The organism is Priestia sp. Y58 (genome assembly GCF_029522095.1).
Lineage (GTDB): Bacteria > Bacillota > Bacilli > Bacillales > Bacillaceae_H > Priestia > Priestia megaterium_E.
Genome location: NZ_JAKWFL010000006.1, coordinates 234648 through 252133 on the forward strand (window position 1 = coordinate 234648; position 17486 = coordinate 252133).

The following is a 17486-nucleotide window of genomic DNA, read 5'->3' on the forward strand; positions in this document are numbered from 1 at the left end:
AGTAAAAAATGCATGATTTTCAAAAATCAAAGGGAAAATCATTCCCTCTGATTTTTTTAGTTCTCGCGAAGTTGTGCAAAAACCATTCGATCTTTTCCATTAATGTCATATACACATTCTACAAAAGCTGTCGGAAACGTTTTTTGCAGCATCTCAGCTACATCTTTTGTCTGTCCAGCCCCGACTTCAAACCCAATAATACTATTTGACTTCGTCACATATGGCAGCTCTTCCATGAAACGTCGATAAAAATCCAGGCCATCTTTTCCACCAAAAAGAGCTCGGTTTGGCTCATGATCTTTTACCACTGTGGACAACTCATCATCTGCTGGAATATAAGGCGGATTAGACACAATTACATCAAATTTCTGATTTGATAATAGAAATGGTTGTAATAGATCTCCCTGTATAAACGTGACAGCAGCGTCCAGGTTTTGAGCATTTTCTTTGGCTACGCTTAAAGATTCTATAGCTATATCTGTTGCTGTAACTTCCACTCTGTCAAGCTCCAAAGCTAAAGTGATAGCAATTGCCCCACTTCCCGTTCCAATATCTACAAGCTCAATAGGCTGGTGTTGAAATTCTTTTTTTATTCGAGAAATCATTCCGTATACCAGCTCTTCCGTTTCCGGTCTTGGAATTAATACATGTTCGTTTACAATAAATGAACGCCCGTAAAATTCTTCTGTCCCGATTAGATATTGTACAGGCATACCTGCTTTATGAGCATGGACATCTTGTTCAAATCTTTTTAGACTTTCTTCTTCTAGTTCTTCCTGCAGAGCACCTAGCAAATGAGTTCTCGTCATCTGCAAGTGGTGGCGAAGCAAAAGTTCTCCCGCGTTTTCATCTCGCTTTGCCTCTTTCAAAAAAGAAGAAGCCCACTTAAGGGCTTCAAATACTTTCATTAGTTCGAATCTTCCATTCGGCGCGCTTGGTCTTCCATGACTAATGCATCGATAATTTCATCAAGCTTGCCTTCTAAGATTTGATCTAGCTTTTGAATCGTCAGACCAATACGGTGGTCCGTTACGCGATTTTGCGGGAAGTTATACGTACGGATACGCTCGGAGCGATCTCCTGATCCAACTGCTTGTTTGCGCGTTGCATCGTACTCTGCTTGTGCTTCTCGCTGAAACTTATCGTACACGCGAGCACGCAACACTTTCATTGCTTTTTCTTTATTTTTAATCTGAGACTTTTCATCTTGACATGATACCACTGTATTTGTTGGTAAATGCGTTAAACGAACGGCTGACATCGTCGTATTAACACTTTGACCACCAGGTCCACTTGAAGCAAATGTATCTACACGGATGTCTTTTTCATGAATGTCCACTTCGACTTCTTCTGCTTCAGGAAGACATGCTACCGTTGCTGTAGATGTATGAATACGACCACCTGATTCTGTTTCAGGAACTCGTTGAACACGGTGTGCACCGTTTTCAAATTTCATCTTTGAGTACGCACCTTTACCGTTAATCATAAAGATAATTTCTTTATAACCGCCTACTCCAGTAGTCGTTGCTTCCATTACTTCTGTTTTCCAGCCTTGTGATTCAGCAAAGCGTGAATACATGCGGTACAAATTAGCTGCAAATAATGCCGCTTCATCTCCACCAGCAGCTCCACGAACCTCCATGATTACGTTTTTATCATCGTTTGGATCTTTTGGAATTAATAAAATACGTAGCTTTTCAACTAGCTCTTCTTGCTGCGTTTCTAACTCGGCAATTTCTTCTTTTACCATGTCACGCATATCTGCATCAAGCTTATCTTCAAGCATCGTTTTCGCTTCCGATAACTGCTCTTTTACATCTTTGTATTCCTGATAAGCGGCTACCGTTTGTTGTATATCTGATTGTTCCTTCGAATATTCTCTCAACTTAGAGGGGTTGTTTACGATCTCAGGGTCACTCAGAAGTTCGTTTAACTTCTCATAGCGCGCCTCTACCGCTTCTAAACGATCAAACACGTCATTCACCTCATTCTTTATCCATAACATTGTAATTATAGTATAGCTTTAAAATAGAGTCAAAACCTTGTTAATACACGTATATGAACAAAAAAACAGAACTGCGCGTTCTGTTTTTATCATCATAAAATTCTTGCTTTATTTTTCGACCATTTCGCTTGAGTCCACAGACACAGCTTGTCCTTTAGACTTTTGCACAACGTGGCAATGACGACATCTTGGTTCGTACGATTCAGACGCACCGACTAAAATAATAGGGTCGTCATAAGAAGCAGGCTCACCGTTAATCAAACGCTGCGTACGGCTCGCAGGAGAGCCACATGAAGCGCACACGGCCTGTAGCTTTGTTACCGATTCTGCAATAGCCATTAACTGCGGCATTTGTCCAAAAGGTTCACCTTTGAAGTCTTGATCTAACCCCGCTACAATCACACGAAAGCCTTGATCTGCTAAAGATTGAACAATTTCTAGAATATCTGTGTCAAAAAACTGTACTTCATCTATCGCTACTACGTCTGTCTCTTCATTTACTCGCTTTAAAATATCGCGCGATGCCGAGATTGAATAAGCCATAACAGATGTACCATTATGTGAAACGACAGCTTCTTCGCTATATCGATTATCAATTGCAGGCTTGAACACTTGTGCTTTTTGTTTAGCAAACTGCGTACGGCGCACACGTCGAATCAACTCTTCTGATTTCCCTGAAAACATACTGCCACAAATTACTTCTATCCAACCGCTTTGTTTCATTACGTACACCACTGCGGGACTCTCCCTTCTTCTCGTTCCGTTTCTGAGCGAACCGCTACTAACTTAATCTACGTCTTCTATGTAGATCTTATTCCTATGATAAAGTACCCACTTTTTTATCAAGCAGACACTGTTTTTCTACTTTTATAAGCAAAAAAACAGGCAAGAAGTTAAGCTACTTGCCTGTTTGTTTCGACAATGTGATTATTTAAGACCGTATTTTTTGTTGAAGCGATCAACACGGCCACCAGCTTCAGCGAATTTTTGACGACCAGTGTAGAATGGGTGACATTCAGAACAAGTCTCAACGCGGATCTCTTCTTTTACAGAACCACTTTCAAATTCGTTTCCGCAAGTACATTTAACCATAACTGTTTTATAGTTTGGATGAATTCCTGTTTTCATTCGTTTCATCTCCTTCCGCCCTGAATCATTCTGAAACAGAGTTTATTGATAAAGATAGTGATGAAATAATAACTATTTCACTGTGTACTTTATCAACACACATGATGAAATTATAACAAGGGTTGTATGCTTTTGCAACCACATGTTTTATAACTTATCGTTTATTTGCTAGAAGCGTTTTTTTCTCTTCCGTTAACATCGAGAAGAACTCTTCATTTGTCTTTGTTTGACGTAAACGTTTTAAGAATTTTTCTGCAAAATCAGGAGCATCTGCCATTGATTTACGAATTGCCCATAAATGGTCTAAATGCTCTTTTGGAATTAACAGCTCTTCTTTACGTGTGCCTGAGCGGCGAATGTCAATCGCAGGGAAGATACGTTTTTCAGCTAGTGAACGATCTAGATGCAGTTCCATGTTACCTGTACCTTTAAATTCTTCATAAATAACATCATCCATACGAGAGCCTGTATCAATTAAGGCTGTTGCTAGAATGGTTAAGCTGCCTCCATCTTCAATGTTACGAGCAGCTCCAAAGAATCGTTTTGGACGGTGAAAAGCAGCCGGGTCAATACCCCCTGATAGTGTACGACCGCTCGGTGGAATAACTAAGTTATAAGCACGAGCAAGTCTTGTGATGCTATCCATCAAAATGACAACATCTTTTTTGTGTTCGACTAATCTCATCGCACGTTCAAGGACAAGTTCCGCTACTTTAATGTGGTTTTCTGGCACTTCATCAAATGTAGAACTGACAACATCACCGTCAACCGAACGCTCAATGTCCGTCACTTCCTCAGGACGCTCATCGATAAGAAGGACAATTAATTCTGCATCAGGATGATTCGTTGTAATGCTATTGGCAATTTCTTTTAACAGCATCGTTTTACCTGCTTTTGGCGGCGCAACAATTAGTCCCCGTTGCCCAAATCCAATCGGTGAAATCAAGTCAATAATACGCGTAGAGAAACTTCTTGGCTGAGTTTCTAGCAGCATTTGCTCATTTGGATAAATCGGCGTTAGCGCTGGAAAATGCACGCGATCTTTTGACGTTTCTGGATCTTCTCCGTTTACCGCTTCTACATGTAATAATCCGTAGTAGCGCTCATTTTCTTTTGGAGGACGAACTTTCCCCGATACCTTGTCTCCATTACGCAGATCGAAGCGACGAATTTGTGAAGCTGAGATATAAATATCTTCTGAACTCGGTGAATAGTTAATTGGTCGTAAGAAACCGAATCCTTCTGACTGAATAATTTCAAGAACGCCTTCCATAAATAAAAGCCCATCTTGTTCAGCTTGAGCCTTTAAAATAGCAAAGACAAGTTCTTTTTTCGTTAATTTACTATAGTACGAAACTTTATACTCACGAGCATGTTCATATAGCTCTTTTAATTTCATATTTTCTAAACTGGATAATGTTAAGTTCATTAGGACACCACGCTTTATAATGAATAATTTTTAACCGTTCCTCCCATATTAAATTCAAATATAAAATTGAGAGATGATATGGATGGAATAAATCTGTGAAAATGGAGAATATAACCTTTGAAGTATAATAAGTAGAATCAATTGATTAACTATACACTTTTAGAAGAATAATTCCGACATAAAACCATTTATATTATCTTGATAAATTTAACGTAGCAATTTATATTCTAACCTTTTTCTATCTTTTTAATCAATCTTTTTTTACTTTAGAAGATGAATAAAAAAAAGGAAATTTAATAGCTTACGAGAAGCGAGGAAAACCTTTTCATAATTTCACATTAAAGGAAATAAACTGGACGTTAGAATAAGAAGTGAAATTTTTCTTTTAGCTTCCCTTTTTATCTATTTACCCTATTCATAAATATATAAGCTACACAGACATAGAAGAACGCTCCTACGCCTGTGTAGCTTATTAAAAAGCTCATTTCTAAACTTTGCTTTCATGACTGTGGCACCGATTTGCCTCTATGAATTTTGAAATTGCTCAATTTCCTCTTGAGTCATCTCTTCACGCCAAATCATTGCCCCTAAATCCGATAGCTTGTCTACTAAATGACTGTAACCTCGGTCAATGTGCTCTAAACCCGTTACCTCTGTAATCCCTTTGGCCATTAAGCCAGCGGTTACGAGAGCTGCTCCTGCTCGTAAGTCCGACGCTTTCACACGTGCACCTTGCAAGTGAATGGGACCATTAATAATAGCAGAACGTCCTTCTACCTTAACAGATGCATTCATTCGTCTCAGCTCATCAATATGCTTAAACCTTGCACCGTAAATTGTATCCGTCACAACGCTTGTACCAGACGCTCTTGTTAGAAGCGTCGTAAATGGCTGCTGTAGATCAGTTGGAAAACCTGGATATACTAGCGTCTTAATATCTACGGGCTTCAGTAGCTGACGAGTCGCTACAAGAATCTGATCTGAGCTTGTTTCGATATGAATACCCATCTCACGCATTTTAGCCGTTAATGACTCCAAATGCTGAGGGATAACGTTGTCAACAACAACTTCTTTTCCCATACTCGCTCCCATGATCATATACGTGCCTGCTTCAATTCGGTCTGGAATGATGGAATGACGGCATCCTTTTAATTGATCTACCCCATCAATTCGAATAACATCCGTACCTGCACCTTTAATACGGGCACCCATACTTGTCAGTAACGTAGCTACATCAATAATTTCAGGCTCTTTAGCAGCATTCTCAATAACGGTACGCCCTTTTGCTCTTACAGCAGCGAGCATAATATTGATTGTTGCTCCTACGCTAACAACGTCTAAATAAATTCGAGCACCAATCAGCTCCTCAGCTCGAATGTAAATAGCTCCTTGCTCATTTGTTACTTTAGCGCCAAGAGCTTCAAATCCTTTAATGTGCTGATCGATTGGTCTAGGACCAAGGTAACATCCTCCTGGAAGCCCAACTACCGCTTTTTTAAAGCGTCCCAACATCGCCCCCATTAAATAATAAGAAGCGCGTAATTTTTTTACTTTTCCGTTCGGTAAAGGCATTGCAACCATTCCGGATGGATCTACTGTTAATTCGTCGTTATCAATGGTTACTTTCCCACCAATTTCTTCAACTAAATCCCCTAATAACTGCACGTCTGAAATATCGGGCAGACCTTCAATTGTAACAGGTGACTCGGCTAAAATTGTTGCTGGAATAAGCGCAACGGCACTATTTTTAGCACCACTGACGCGGACGGATCCACTTAAGGTAAAGCCACCTTGTATTTTTAACTTTTCCATTTATAGCTCCCTTCTAGTGAAAGAAAGTTTCTCACCTAGTAATTGAGGAAAATTTTGGTACAAAGAATACCTAAAAGAATGGTTATTTTTCCTATTACCTACTAGTGTACACGAAAATGAAAAAATCATGTATAGTTTCGACAAGATAAAAGAAAAATATGGCATTCACCTGTCAGGATGGTAAATGCCACACAAATTTATACATGTTTAGACATTTCGCTTTTCCCAATCTGCTAAAAATTGGTCAATCCCTGCGTTTGTTAACGGATGTTTGAACAATTGCATTAAAACTTTGTAAGGAATTGTCGCAATATGTGCTCCATTTTTTGCAGCTTCTGTTACGTGCATCGGATGACGAATAGATGCTGCAATAATTTCTGATGGAATGTCATGAATCGCAAAAATATCTGCGATATCTGAGATTAAATCGAGACCATTAAAACCAATATCGTCTAATCTTCCTAAGAAAGGCGATACGTAAGTAGCACCTGCTCTTGCTGCCATTAACGCTTGGTTAGCTGAGAAAATAAGCGTAACGTTTGTCTTAATACCTAAACTAGTAAATTCTTTTACTGCTTTTAAGCCATCTGGAGTCATCGGTACCTTGATTGTGATATTCGGCGCGATCGCAGCAAGCTCTTTTCCTTCGCGAATCATGCCTCCTGCATCAAGCGCAATCACTTCTGCACTTACAGACCCTTCAACGAATTCTGTAATTTCACGAAGACGATCTTCAAACGTGATGTTCTCTTTAGCTACTAAACTAGGATTTGTTGTAACCCCCGCTAACAAACCCAATGAATGCGCTTCCTTAATTTCGTCTAAATTAGCCGTATCAATAAAAAACTTCATGAATGCCATCTCCCTACGTTATGTATTCAGAATGATAAGAAAATTATAGTAAAAATAAAACCGCCTTACAATAAAAATAAGACGGTTTTATTTTTCAGACTCAACTAACTGCAAACAGGCAATCCGAAGATTTCAAATTATGCTTTGTTAGAAGAACCGAATTCACGCATTTTACCTTGAACCGTTTCTTTGATTGCTTCGCGAGCAGGTCCTAAGTATTTACGTGGATCATATTGTTCAGGTTGCGCAGCTAATACTTCACGAACAGCTTTAGCTGAAGCAATTTGGTTTTCAGTGTTTACGTTGATTTTAGCAGTACCTAAAGAAACTGATTTTTGGATATCTTTTGTAGGAATACCAGTTCCACCGTGTAAAACTAATGGTAAGCCTGTACGATCTCCGATTTCTTTCATTTCAGCAAAACCTAGGTTTGGTTCACCTTTGTATGGTCCGTGAACTGATCCTAATGCTGGAGCTAAGCAATCGATACCTGTACGTTTAACAAGTTCTTCACACTCGTTAGCATCTGCATAGATAACGCCCTCAGCAATAACGTCGTCTTCTTGTCCACCAACAGTTCCTAGTTCTGCTTCTACAGATACTCCGTGGAAGTGAGCTAGTTCAACTACTTTAGAAGTAATTGCAATGTTTTCTTCAAATGGGTGGTGAGAAGCATCGATCATTACAGAAGTGAATCCAGCATGGATTGCTTTTGCACATGATTCAAAGCTTGAACCGTGGTCTAAGTGAATTGCAACTGGTACTTGAACGTCGTAATCTTCGATTAGAGCTTCAACCATTGCTACAACAGTTTTGAAACCGCCCATGTAGCGTGCTGCACCTTCAGATACACCAAGAATAACTGGAGAGTTTTCTTCTTTTGCTGCTTGAAGAATAGCTTGAGTAAACTCTAAGTTATTTAAGTTAAATTGACCTACTGCATAGCCTTGTTCTTTTGCTGTAATAAGCATTTCTTTCATTGATACTAAAGGCATATTGAAATCCTCCTTAAAATCAACCTTAGATTAGATGCTAACCAAAAGGCACACTCAAATAGTATGCTCTTGAATTGAGTGTTTCATGTAGAAACAAAGCGCATCTTTACATAATAGATTGTCGAATTATGAATACAGTAATTAGGATACCAACTAACAATGAAAACAGCAACATTTTTAGGCTGATATTCAAAATTTGTTAGGATGAAAACCCTACCAAAACCTTAATTCGACTTTACTGGTATATATTCCCTAACAACTTTTCGGATTTCATCAATATCAAACGGTTTTGCAAAGTGTGTTAATGCTCCTAAATCTTTTGCTTCTTGAATCATATCCAATTCACCATAAGCGGTCATAATGATGACTTTAATCGTTTCATCGTGCTGCTTTAACCTTTTTAAAATTTCAATTCCATCCATTCCTGGAATTTTCATATCTAATAAGACAAGATCCGGTGCTTGCTCTTTTGTAATATCAATCGCCTGGAAGCCGTTCGCCGCTTGAAATGTCGTATAGCCTTCTTTTTGCAGCACTTCCGTTAATAAAATACGTATACCATACTGATCATCAACAATTAAAATTTTCTCTGCCAATATAATCCCACCTTTTATATTCCTCTTCTACAGACAAAACTAACATATGTATTTCGCCTTTAAAACAAAAATCCCTGCTAATTAGAGAAATTGTTACAAAACATAGCTTTTTTTGTCATCTATCCAACTTCATTGCACTTTACTTTCATTGTAGCTCATTTCAAGATAGAATACAGATAGCTTTTTTCGTTATAATGTGTAGATAGACGGCTTTAGCCGCTTAAATCGAAGGGAGATTCTATGCTTAAAATTTTCACAACTCAACTTTCAGGTTTTTTTAAACGAATTGAAGAACAAGAAGAATTCCAATTTGAAGATGCCGCGCGTATTTTAGCACAAGCCTCTGTCGGAGAAGGATTTATTTATATTTATGGCGTAGAAGAAATGCACGCCATTACGCTTGAAGCACTAAGCAGTGCAGAACCTTTAAGTCAGGCAAAAGCTTTGTCTTTACATGAATTAGATCAGCTGACTAGCGTTGATCGCGTACTGCTCGTCTCTCGATTTTCAACAGATAATAAAGCAGTGGAAATAGCTGAACGTTTAAAGAAACACGATATTCCATTTGTTAGCATTGCTGCTGTTCCTAAAGAGATAGCCGAACCTTCTTTAACAGCACTCGCAGATGCTCATATTGATACAAAATTGTTAAAGCCGCTTATTCCTGGAGAAGACGGCTCAAGATTTGGTTTTCCAGCAATGATGGTCGCTTTATACGCATACTACGGTTTAACTTTCACATTAAAAGAAATCGTAGAAGAATATGAATAAAAAACACGCTGTCTAAAGACAGCGTGTTTTTATTTCACTTATTTGTTTTGGCTTGATTCCATTGATGCGCGAATAAATTCTTTGAACAATGGTTGCGGTCTAGTTGGACGAGAAGTAAACTCTGGGTGGAATTGTGAAGCCAAGAACCATGGGTGGTCTTTTAGCTCTACAATTTCAATTAAACGGCCGTCTGGGCTTGTACCAGAGAAGATAAAGCCTTTCTCTTCCATTTGTTGACGGTATTCGTTATTAAATTCATAACGGTGACGATGACGCTCATATACCACTTCATCTTGATATGCTTCATATGCAAGCGTATCTTCAGACAATTTACAAGGGTATAGTCCTAAACGCAGTGTACCGCCTAGGTCTTCTACGTCTTTTTGTTCTGGTAATAAGTCGATAATTGGATAGTTTGTTTCAGGTGCAATTTCTGCTGAATGTGCGCCTTCTAAGCCTAATACATTACGCGCAAACTCAACTGATGCCAGCTGCATACCTAAGCAAATACCTAAGAATGGAACTTTTTGCTCACGTGCATATTGTGTTGCTACAATTTTACCTTCAATTCCACGATCACCAAATCCACCTGGAACTAAGATACCATCTACATCACCAAGTAAATCTTGAACATTTTCTTTTGTTACGAATTCCGAGTTTACCCACTTGATGTTTACATCTGCATCGAATGCATATCCAGCATGTTTCATTGCTTCTACGACAGAAATATAAGCATCTTGAAGCTCTACATACTTACCAACCAATGCAATTTTTGTTGTATTTGAAAGTCCTTTTACTTTCTCAACCAGTGCTTTCCACTCAGTCATTTCTGCTTCTTTGCAATCTAATTTCAAATGATCGCATGTGATTTGATCTAGGTGCTGTTCTTGTAGAGATAGTGGAATTTCATATAATGTTTCAGCGTCTGCACACTCAATAACCGCTTTTGGATCAATGTCGCAGAATAAAGCTAGCTTGTCTTTCATATCTTCAGAAATTGGCATTTCTGTACGAACAACGATAACATTTGGCTGAATGCCTAAGCTACGTAACTCTTTTACACTATGCTGTGTTGGTTTTGTTTTCATTTCACCAGCAGCTTTTAAATATGGCACAAGTGTACAGTGGATATACATAACATTGTCACGGCCAATATCACTTTTGATTTGACGAATAGCTTCTAGGAAAGGAAGTGATTCAATATCTCCTACCGTTCCGCCGATTTCAGTAATAACAACGTCCGCATTTGTTTCTTTACCTGCACGGAAAACGCGTTCTTTAATTTCATTTGTGATGTGCGGAATAACCTGAACTGTTCCGCCTAAATAATCACCGCGACGCTCTTTTTTCAATACTGTTGAATATACTTTACCTGTTGTTACGTTGCTGTAGCGATTTAAGTTGATATCGATAAAACGCTCATAGTGACCTAAGTCTAAGTCTGTTTCCGCGCCGTCATCCGTTACGAATACCTCACCGTGTTGGTATGGACTCATTGTTCCTGGGTCTACGTTAATATATGGATCAAACTTTTGAATCGTTACGTTCAACCCACGGTTTTTTAATAAACGGCCTAAAGAAGCTGCTGTAATCCCTTTTCCTAGAGATGATACAACACCGCCTGTTACGAAAATATACTTTGTCATCTATACTTCCCCCTCTAAATAATTTGAACTGTACAATATTAAAAGTTTTCACATAAACAATCACAATTCATTCATTGTGCATGCGAAATTATAAGAAACCTTATGAATGTGAAACGTTCAAGAACCAAAAGAAAGTTTCTATCAAGGATTTATAAGAACATATCGGGGTGTAAAACATGGATAGATAAAATAAAAAAATTGCTCCCAATACCAAAACTGGATTGGGAGCAATAGTCTATTTTAAATAAAAACTTTTTAAATGCTTGTTTAAAGAGCCCAAAAAAGATTCTACCTACTTCGCTTGAAAAAGTCAAGAAGGATTATTTTTCTTTTTCGTCCTCATAATCTTCTTCTTCGTCTTCCTCATCATCGTCTAGATCATCTTCTAAATCGTCAAAATCGTCTTCTGCAAGATCATCTTCATCTTCTTCTAGCTCGTCAATGTCTTCAAAATCTTCTTCTTCGTCTAGATCATCAACATCTTCATAATCCAAATCTTCTTCTAAATCATCAAAATCTTCAACTTCTTCAACAACAGCTTTTTTCGCTTTTTTCTTTTTAGGTTTTGCAACCGGAATAACTTCTTCTTCAGCTTGGTCAAAAGGATACCACCCACGAAGACCCCAGTGGTTGTCCCCTACTGTTAAAAAGCGACCATCAATATTAATATCTGTATAAAACTGAGCTAATCTCGTTTTTAATTCTTGATCTGACATTTCAGCTGCTGCTTTAATTTCAGCAATAATTTCTTGGAATGACATTGCTTGACGATCTGTTTTTTCTTCTAGAAGCGCATAAGCAATCTCAATCATCGACATTTCTTTTAAATCCGTTTTTGAGTACTGTGCTAAACTCAAATCTGGCACATCCTTTCTATGGCTATGTATATCGAAAATCTATTAAATCAATTCATCATATGTGTAAATGATGGAAACGAATAAATACATACCATTCATTATAAACAAATTCAATACATTTATGCTAGCCTCGTTTCTAAAATTCTCGAGAATTTCGCATAAAACAACAAAAAAATAGACATTTTATCACTATAATACATTCTACTTAATACGCCAACAGCATCCTTTAACCAAAAGGAATTCACCATCAGTTATTCTGACTCTGCTAGGGTTAGGTCTATAAAAGCCGAGACGACCAACAAACGGTCATCTCGGCTTTTAATATATCACTATATACTAACGATACATTATTACATATTTCGGCGATATTGCCCACCGCATTCATATAAAGCTCGCGTAATTTCTCCTAAGCTGGCTACTTTAACGGTCTCCATTAACTCTTTAAAAATGTTCTCTCCTTCTGTTGCAGCTTTCTTTAACCTTTTCAGCGCATCTTCTCTTTTTTCTTCATGCTGCTGTTGAAACTTCTGAAGCTGATTAATTTGATGATTTTTTTCTTCTTTTGATGCGCGGGCTAACTGCATGTCATCAACCGAGGAATTTTCCTCTTCATTTGGATTAATATACGTATTTACTCCTATAATAGGTAAAGCTCCCGTATGTTTTTGCATCTCATATTCCATCGATTCATCTTGAATCTTACCTCGCTGATACTGCATTTCCATCGCACCTAAAACGCCGCCTCGATCATTTAAGCGTTGGAACTCAGCCAAGACCGCTTCTTCTACCAAGTCTGTTAGTTCATCAATAATAAAAGAGCCCTGTAGTGGATTTTCGTTTTTAGTTAATCCATGCTCTTTTGTAATGATTAATTGAATGGCCATCGCTCTTCGTACAGATTCCTCTGTCGGTGTTGTAATTGCTTCATCATACGCATTGGTATGAAGAGAGTTGCAGTTGTCATGAAGAGCCATTAAGGCTTGCAGCGTCGTACGTATATCATTAAAATTAATTTCCTGTGCATGAAGCGATCTGCCGGATGTTTGAATATGATACTTAAGCTTTTGACTGCGTTCATTCGCGCCGTATTTATCACGCATCACAATTGCCCAGATTCTTCTCGCTACACGTCCAATAACCGTGTATTCAGGGTCAAGTCCATTACTAAAGAAGAAAGATAAATTAGGAGCAAAATCATCAATGTGCATGCCTCGGCTCAAGTAATATTCCACGTACGTAAAACCGTTGGCTAATGTAAACGCGAGCTGAGAAATTGGATTCGCTCCTGCTTCAGCAATATGATAGCCTGAAATAGAAACAGAATAATAGTTGCGCACTTTCTCGTCAATAAAGTACTGCTGAATATCTCCCATCATTTTTAATGCAAATTCTGTGGAAAAAATACACGTATTCTGTCCTTGGTCTTCTTTTAAAATATCCGCTTGAACGGTTCCTCTCACTTGTTTCAACGTACCCGATTTTACGTCCTCGTATTCCTCTTCTGTTAAAGGACGCTTCAGCTCCTCTTCCTTCTTTTCCACCTGCTGACTGATAGCTGTATTCATAAACATAGCTAGTAATATTGGAGCCGGCCCATTGATGGTCATCGAAACGGAAGTCGACGGATGGCAAAGATCAAATCCTTTATACAAGAGTTTCATATCATCAAGCGTACAGACATTTACGCCGCTTTCGCCAATTTTCCCGAAGATATCCGGCCTTGGATCCGGATTTTCTCCATAAAGCGTTACAGAATCAAACGCTGTACTTAAACGCTTAGCCTCATCATCTTTTGACAAATAGTGAAAGCGGCGATTTGTTCGTTCTGGTGTTCCTTCGCCTGCGAATTGACGCTTAGGATCTTCACCTTTTCGTTTGAACGGAAAAACACCTGCTGTATAAGGAAACGCACCTGGCACATTTTCTTTATAAAGAAAACGAAGAACTTCCCCGTATTCTTTAACTTTTGGAAGGGCCACGCGCGGAATACGCAGTCCTGATAGGGTATCAACTTGCAGAGAGGTTTTAATTTCTTTATTTCTTATCTTTGTAATAAGTTCTTCTTGCCCATACTGACTTTTTAATTTCGGCCAGTTTTCCAGCTTTTCAATTGATTCAGCCGTTAGCTGTTTTTGATATTTCTCCTTTAGCTGAGTGAGCTCTTGCTTGGCTGTTTCTGTTTCCACTTCTTCCAGAGCACCCTCTAGCTGATAAAATTTACGCGCTGTTTGCACTTGAACATCCGCATTGCGGTGATAAGAGCGAACGCTGTTTACAATCTCCTGTAAATATTGCTGTTGATCATTAGGAATGATGGTATATTTCTTTTCACTTACGCGCTCTGATGATTTTTCTACGTGCCAAGACGTACGGCATGTTTGATGCAGATGATTTACAAGATCTTCGAATAAAATATTTGTTCCCCCGTCGTTGAACTGACTCGCAATTGTTCCGTAAATTGGCATGGTAGAGAGATTATTTTCAAACAGCTGATGATTGCGCTGATACTGACGCTGCACTTGTTTTTTTGCGTCTTCGGAACCTTTTTTTTCAAATTTATTGATTACAATAAAGTCTGCGTAATCAATCATTTCAATCTTTTCTAACTGCGACGGCGCGCCAAATTCGCTTGTCATTACATAAAGAGAGACGTTTGCAATATCTTTGACTTGAGCATCAGCTTGCCCGATGCCGCTTGTTTCGACAATGATAATGTCGAAACCCGCTTTTTTCACGACGGCAATTCCATCTCGAATGGCGGCCGATAGCTCATGTCCAGATGAACGCGTGGCCAAACTTCTCATATACACACGAGGAGACGCTGCGATGTTCATGCGAATTCGATCCCCAAGAAGCGCTCCTCCGGTTTTTTGTTTAGTTGGATCAACGGATAAGACAGCTACATGAATATCTGGAATATGTTCAATAAACCTTCTTACTAATTCATCCGTAAGCGAACTTTTCCCCGCTCCTCCTGTTCCTGTGATTCCAATGACCGGTATTTTTTGATCCGTCTCGCTTTCGATTACACTTTCTCGGATTTCTTCAAGAGCAGCTGCGTGCTCTTTTGTGTATTCATAGGCTTCATTTTCAGCGCATGTAATAAGCTGGGCAATTAAACGGTCATTAGCTGGCGTTAAGGTTCGATCCTTCGGCAGTGCAGGGGGATTTGTGTAATAACAATCATCGATCATGAATTGAATCATGCCTTCTAACCCCATTTTTCGTCCATCTTCCGGAGAAAAGATTTTAGAAATGCCGTAATCATGAAGCTCTTGAATCTCACTCGGAATAATGACCCCTCCTCCTCCGCCATAAATTTTAATATGAGAAGCCTGTTGTTCTTGGAGTAAATCGTACATATACTTAAAATATTCTACATGGCCGCCTTGATAAGAAGAAATGGCAATCCCCTGAACATCCTCTTGTATGGAAGCGTTAACAACTTCTTCAACAGATCGGTTATGTCCCAGGTGAATGACTTCTACCCCCTTGGCTTGAAGAATTCGTCTCATAATATTAATGGACGCGTCGTGGCCGTCAAACAGGCTAGAAGCGGTTAAAAAACGAAGCGGTCTTTTGCTTGTATTCAAACTGTCTCCCCCTCACAAAGTTGTTGAAATGAAAAATTTTTAAGTAAAAAATCTAACTGCATATTTGTATATTCTTCTAATGAATAATGCTTTTGCAGCCACCATCTGCGAAATGCCCACATCTGACCTTGAACAAATAAATGATGAGCAAACAGCGAAATTTCTTTATCCGTAAGTGCAAATTGATTGTTTTCTACGCAGCCTTCGATAATAACCTTAAACATCTCAACCATATCCAGCTCTTTTTTTAATACATATGGAAGCGCATCTTTAGACAGTGATTTCGCTTCTTGGTACATGACTAATACTTCATCTTGAAGCTCATCCACAACTTTAAAATAGTGCTGAATCGCTTGTTGAAGCTCAGCGATTGTATAACGATCCACGACCATCTCTTCTAATCGCTCTCTCACTTCATCGTAAATATTGTCACATACAAGATATAAAACATCTTCTTTAGATTGAATATATTCGTAAAGTGTACCGATACTGAACCCAGCGGCTTTGGCAATTTCCCTTGTTGTTGTTCGGTGAAAACCTTTTTCCTTAAATAGCGTGACGGCCCCTTTAATCATTTGATTACGACGCTCTACAATCAGCTTTTCATCTTTAATAGATGTGAGAACTTCTCTCTTTTTCATTTTTTCACCTCTCCTACAACAAGTGTTTTATTTGGCAAGATACCTAGAAATGACGAGACGCTGAATTTCTTGTGTGCCTTCATAAATTTGCGTGATTTTTGCATCTCTCATAAAACGTTCTACTGGATAATCTTTTGTATAACCGTACCCTCCAAATACTTGAACCGCTTCTGTCGTTACTTTCATTGCGGTATCCCCGGCATATAATTTTGACATGGCTGATTCTTTGCCATATGGCAGCCCTTGGGACTCCAGCCAAGCGGCTTGATAGGTTAACAGTCTTGCAGCTTCTATACTCGTGGCCATGTCGGCTAACTTAAACGCAATTCCTTGCTGAGAAATAATTGGCTTACCAAATTGCTGACGTTCCTTGGCATAAGCTACGGCCGCATCTAACGCCCCCTGAGCAATTCCTACAGCCTGCGCTGCAATGCCATTTCGGCCGCCATCTAGTGTCATCATCGCAACTTTAAATCCTTCTCCTTCATTTCCCAGCAAATTTTCTTTTGGAACACGGCAGTCCTCGAAAATAATTTCTGTGGTAGGTGAAGAGCGAATGCCCAGTTTCTTTTCTTTTTTACCAACTGAAAATCCGGGCATATCTTTTTCAATAATAAAAGCGCTCGTGCGTTTTTCATTGGGGTCGATGCGAGCAAATACGACGTAAATATCCGCTTCGCCGCCGTTTGTAATAAAGATTTTAGAACCATTTAAAATATAATCTTCTCCGTCTTTTACAGCGAGCGTTCTCATTCCTCCTGCGTCTGATCCAGCACTCGGTTCGGTTAACCCATAAGCACCTATTTTCTCACCTGTTGCCATAGGTTTCAGGTATTTTTGTTTTTGTTCTTCTGTTCCGAATGTATAGATTGGCCAGCCGGCAAGAGAAGTATGAGCCGACAAAGTAACACCTGTTGATGCACATACTCTAGACAGTTCTTCAACAGCAATGCAATAAGCTAGATAGTCACTGCCAATTCCTCCGTATTGCTCCGGCCATGGAATACCTGTTAATCCTAGATCAGCCATTTGCGTAAAGATTCCTCTGTCAAAACGCTCTTCTTCATCTCGTTGTGCAGCTGTCGGAGCCACTTCGTTTTTGGCAAAGTCCCGCACCATTTTTCGAATCATTTCGTGTTCTTCTGAAAGTTTAAAAAACAT

The 17486-nt window shown here is 39.0% G+C and carries 15 protein-coding genes; 1 reads left to right on the forward strand and 14 read right to left on the reverse strand.

Going from position 1 to position 17486, the window contains the following annotated elements; all coding sequences use genetic code 11:
* Positions 1-56 precede the first annotated feature (56 nt).
* From prmC to MMB68_RS19295, 9 genes are all read right to left on the reverse strand, one after another.
* A complete protein-coding gene (prmC, locus tag MMB68_RS19255) occupies positions 57-908 on the reverse strand; it encodes a peptide chain release factor N(5)-glutamine methyltransferase (protein WP_221785874.1) in 852 nt (283 codons plus the stop codon).
* Positions 908-1975: a peptide chain release factor 1 gene (gene prfA, locus MMB68_RS19260; RefSeq protein ID WP_013059820.1), complete on the reverse strand. Its 1068-nt coding sequence runs from the start codon at positions 1973-1975 to the stop codon at positions 908-910. Before prfA ends, prmC begins: the two co-directional genes overlap by 1 nt.
* Positions 1976-2113: 138 nt before the next feature.
* Entirely contained in the window at positions 2114-2728 is a 615-nt protein-coding gene (locus tag MMB68_RS19265; RefSeq protein ID WP_153252841.1) for a thymidine kinase, read from the reverse strand.
* Between the two features lie 204 nt (positions 2729-2932).
* A complete protein-coding gene (rpmE, locus tag MMB68_RS19270) occupies positions 2933-3133 on the reverse strand; it encodes a 50S ribosomal protein L31 (RefSeq protein WP_013085477.1) in 201 nt (66 codons plus the stop codon).
* A 154-nt stretch (positions 3134-3287) separates the two neighbouring features.
* Positions 3288-4562 (reverse strand): transcription termination factor Rho, encoded by a 1275-nt coding sequence (rho, locus tag MMB68_RS19275; protein WP_013059823.1) that lies wholly within the window; start codon positions 4560-4562, stop codon positions 3288-3290.
* Positions 4563-5087: 525 nt separating this feature from the next.
* A complete protein-coding gene (locus MMB68_RS19280) occupies positions 5088-6374 on the reverse strand; it encodes a UDP-N-acetylglucosamine 1-carboxyvinyltransferase (RefSeq protein WP_013059824.1) in 1287 nt (428 codons plus the stop codon).
* Positions 6375-6581: 207 nt separating this feature from the next.
* Positions 6582-7226 carry a fructose-6-phosphate aldolase gene (fsa, locus tag MMB68_RS19285; protein ID WP_221785875.1) on the reverse strand — a complete coding sequence of 215 codons (645 nt, stop codon included), beginning with the start codon at positions 7224-7226 and terminating at the stop codon, positions 6582-6584.
* 137 nt (positions 7227-7363) lie between these two features.
* Positions 7364-8221 (reverse strand): class II fructose-bisphosphate aldolase, encoded by an 858-nt coding sequence (locus MMB68_RS19290; protein ID WP_129705480.1) that lies wholly within the window; start codon positions 8219-8221, stop codon positions 7364-7366.
* A gap of 224 nt (positions 8222-8445) precedes the next feature.
* Positions 8446-8820, reverse strand: coding sequence for a response regulator (locus MMB68_RS19295; RefSeq protein WP_087944205.1), 375 nt, complete (start codon positions 8818-8820; stop codon positions 8446-8448).
* A 237-nt stretch (positions 8821-9057) separates the two neighbouring features.
* Here MMB68_RS19295 and MMB68_RS19300 point away from each other — a divergent pair, with 237 nt between their 5' ends.
* Positions 9058-9588 carry a DUF2529 family protein gene (locus MMB68_RS19300; protein ID WP_221785876.1) on the forward strand — a complete coding sequence of 177 codons (531 nt, stop codon included), beginning with the start codon at positions 9058-9060 and terminating at the stop codon, positions 9586-9588.
* A gap of 38 nt (positions 9589-9626) precedes the next feature.
* Here the strand turns inward: MMB68_RS19300 and MMB68_RS19305 are convergent, their stop codons facing one another.
* From MMB68_RS19305 to MMB68_RS19325, 5 genes are all read right to left on the reverse strand, one after another.
* Positions 9627-11234, reverse strand: a complete 1608-nt coding sequence (locus tag MMB68_RS19305; protein ID WP_014457748.1) for a CTP synthase — start codon at positions 11232-11234, stop codon at positions 9627-9629.
* Positions 11235-11554: 320 nt separating this feature from the next.
* Positions 11555-12091, reverse strand: a complete 537-nt coding sequence (gene rpoE, locus MMB68_RS19310) for a DNA-directed RNA polymerase subunit delta (protein WP_013059830.1) — start codon at positions 12089-12091, stop codon at positions 11555-11557.
* 350 nt (positions 12092-12441) lie between these two features.
* Positions 12442-15684: a fused isobutyryl-CoA mutase/GTPase IcmF gene (gene icmF / locus MMB68_RS19315; RefSeq protein ID WP_277448479.1), complete on the reverse strand. Its 3243-nt coding sequence runs from the start codon at positions 15682-15684 to the stop codon at positions 12442-12444.
* Positions 15681-16325, reverse strand: coding sequence for a TetR/AcrR family transcriptional regulator (locus MMB68_RS19320; protein ID WP_014457745.1), 645 nt, complete (start codon positions 16323-16325; stop codon positions 15681-15683). The genes icmF and MMB68_RS19320 overlap by 4 nt, the downstream gene beginning before the upstream one ends.
* Positions 16326-16352: 27 nt before the next feature.
* The gene (locus MMB68_RS19325) at positions 16353-17486 is read right to left on the reverse strand and encodes an acyl-CoA dehydrogenase (protein ID WP_013059833.1); all 1134 of its coding nucleotides are present in this window, start codon (positions 17484-17486) and stop codon (positions 16353-16355) included.

Excerpts from the sequence above, each read along its gene's own strand:
- MMB68_RS19325 (WP_013059833.1), bottom strand. The coding sequence starts at position 17,486 with ATGTTTTTTAAACTTTCAGAAGAACACGAAATGATTCGAAAAATGGTG.
- MMB68_RS19300 (WP_221785876.1), top strand. The coding sequence starts at position 9,058 with ATGCTTAAAATTTTCACAACTCAACTTTCAGGTTTTTTTAAACGAATT.
- fsa (WP_221785875.1), bottom strand. The coding sequence starts at position 7,226 with ATGAAGTTTTTTATTGATACGGCTAATTTAGACGAAATTAAGGAAGCG.
- rpmE (WP_013085477.1), bottom strand. The coding sequence starts at position 3,133 with ATGAAAACAGGAATTCATCCAAACTATAAAACAGTTATGGTTAAATGT.
- prmC (WP_221785874.1), bottom strand. The coding sequence starts at position 908 with ATGAAAGTATTTGAAGCCCTTAAGTGGGCTTCTTCTTTTTTGAAAGAG.
- MMB68_RS19290 (WP_129705480.1), bottom strand. The coding sequence starts at position 8,221 with ATGCCTTTAGTATCAATGAAAGAAATGCTTATTACAGCAAAAGAACAA.
- MMB68_RS19305 (WP_014457748.1), bottom strand. The coding sequence starts at position 11,234 with ATGACAAAGTATATTTTCGTAACAGGCGGTGTTGTATCATCTCTAGGA.
- MMB68_RS19265 (WP_153252841.1), bottom strand. The coding sequence starts at position 2,728 with ATGAAACAAAGCGGTTGGATAGAAGTAATTTGTGGCAGTATGTTTTCA.
- rho (WP_013059823.1), bottom strand. The coding sequence starts at position 4,562 with ATGAACTTAACATTATCCAGTTTAGAAAATATGAAATTAAAAGAGCTA.
- MMB68_RS19280 (WP_013059824.1), bottom strand. The coding sequence starts at position 6,374 with ATGGAAAAGTTAAAAATACAAGGTGGCTTTACCTTAAGTGGATCCGTC.
- MMB68_RS19320 (WP_014457745.1), bottom strand. The coding sequence starts at position 16,325 with ATGAAAAAGAGAGAAGTTCTCACATCTATTAAAGATGAAAAGCTGATT.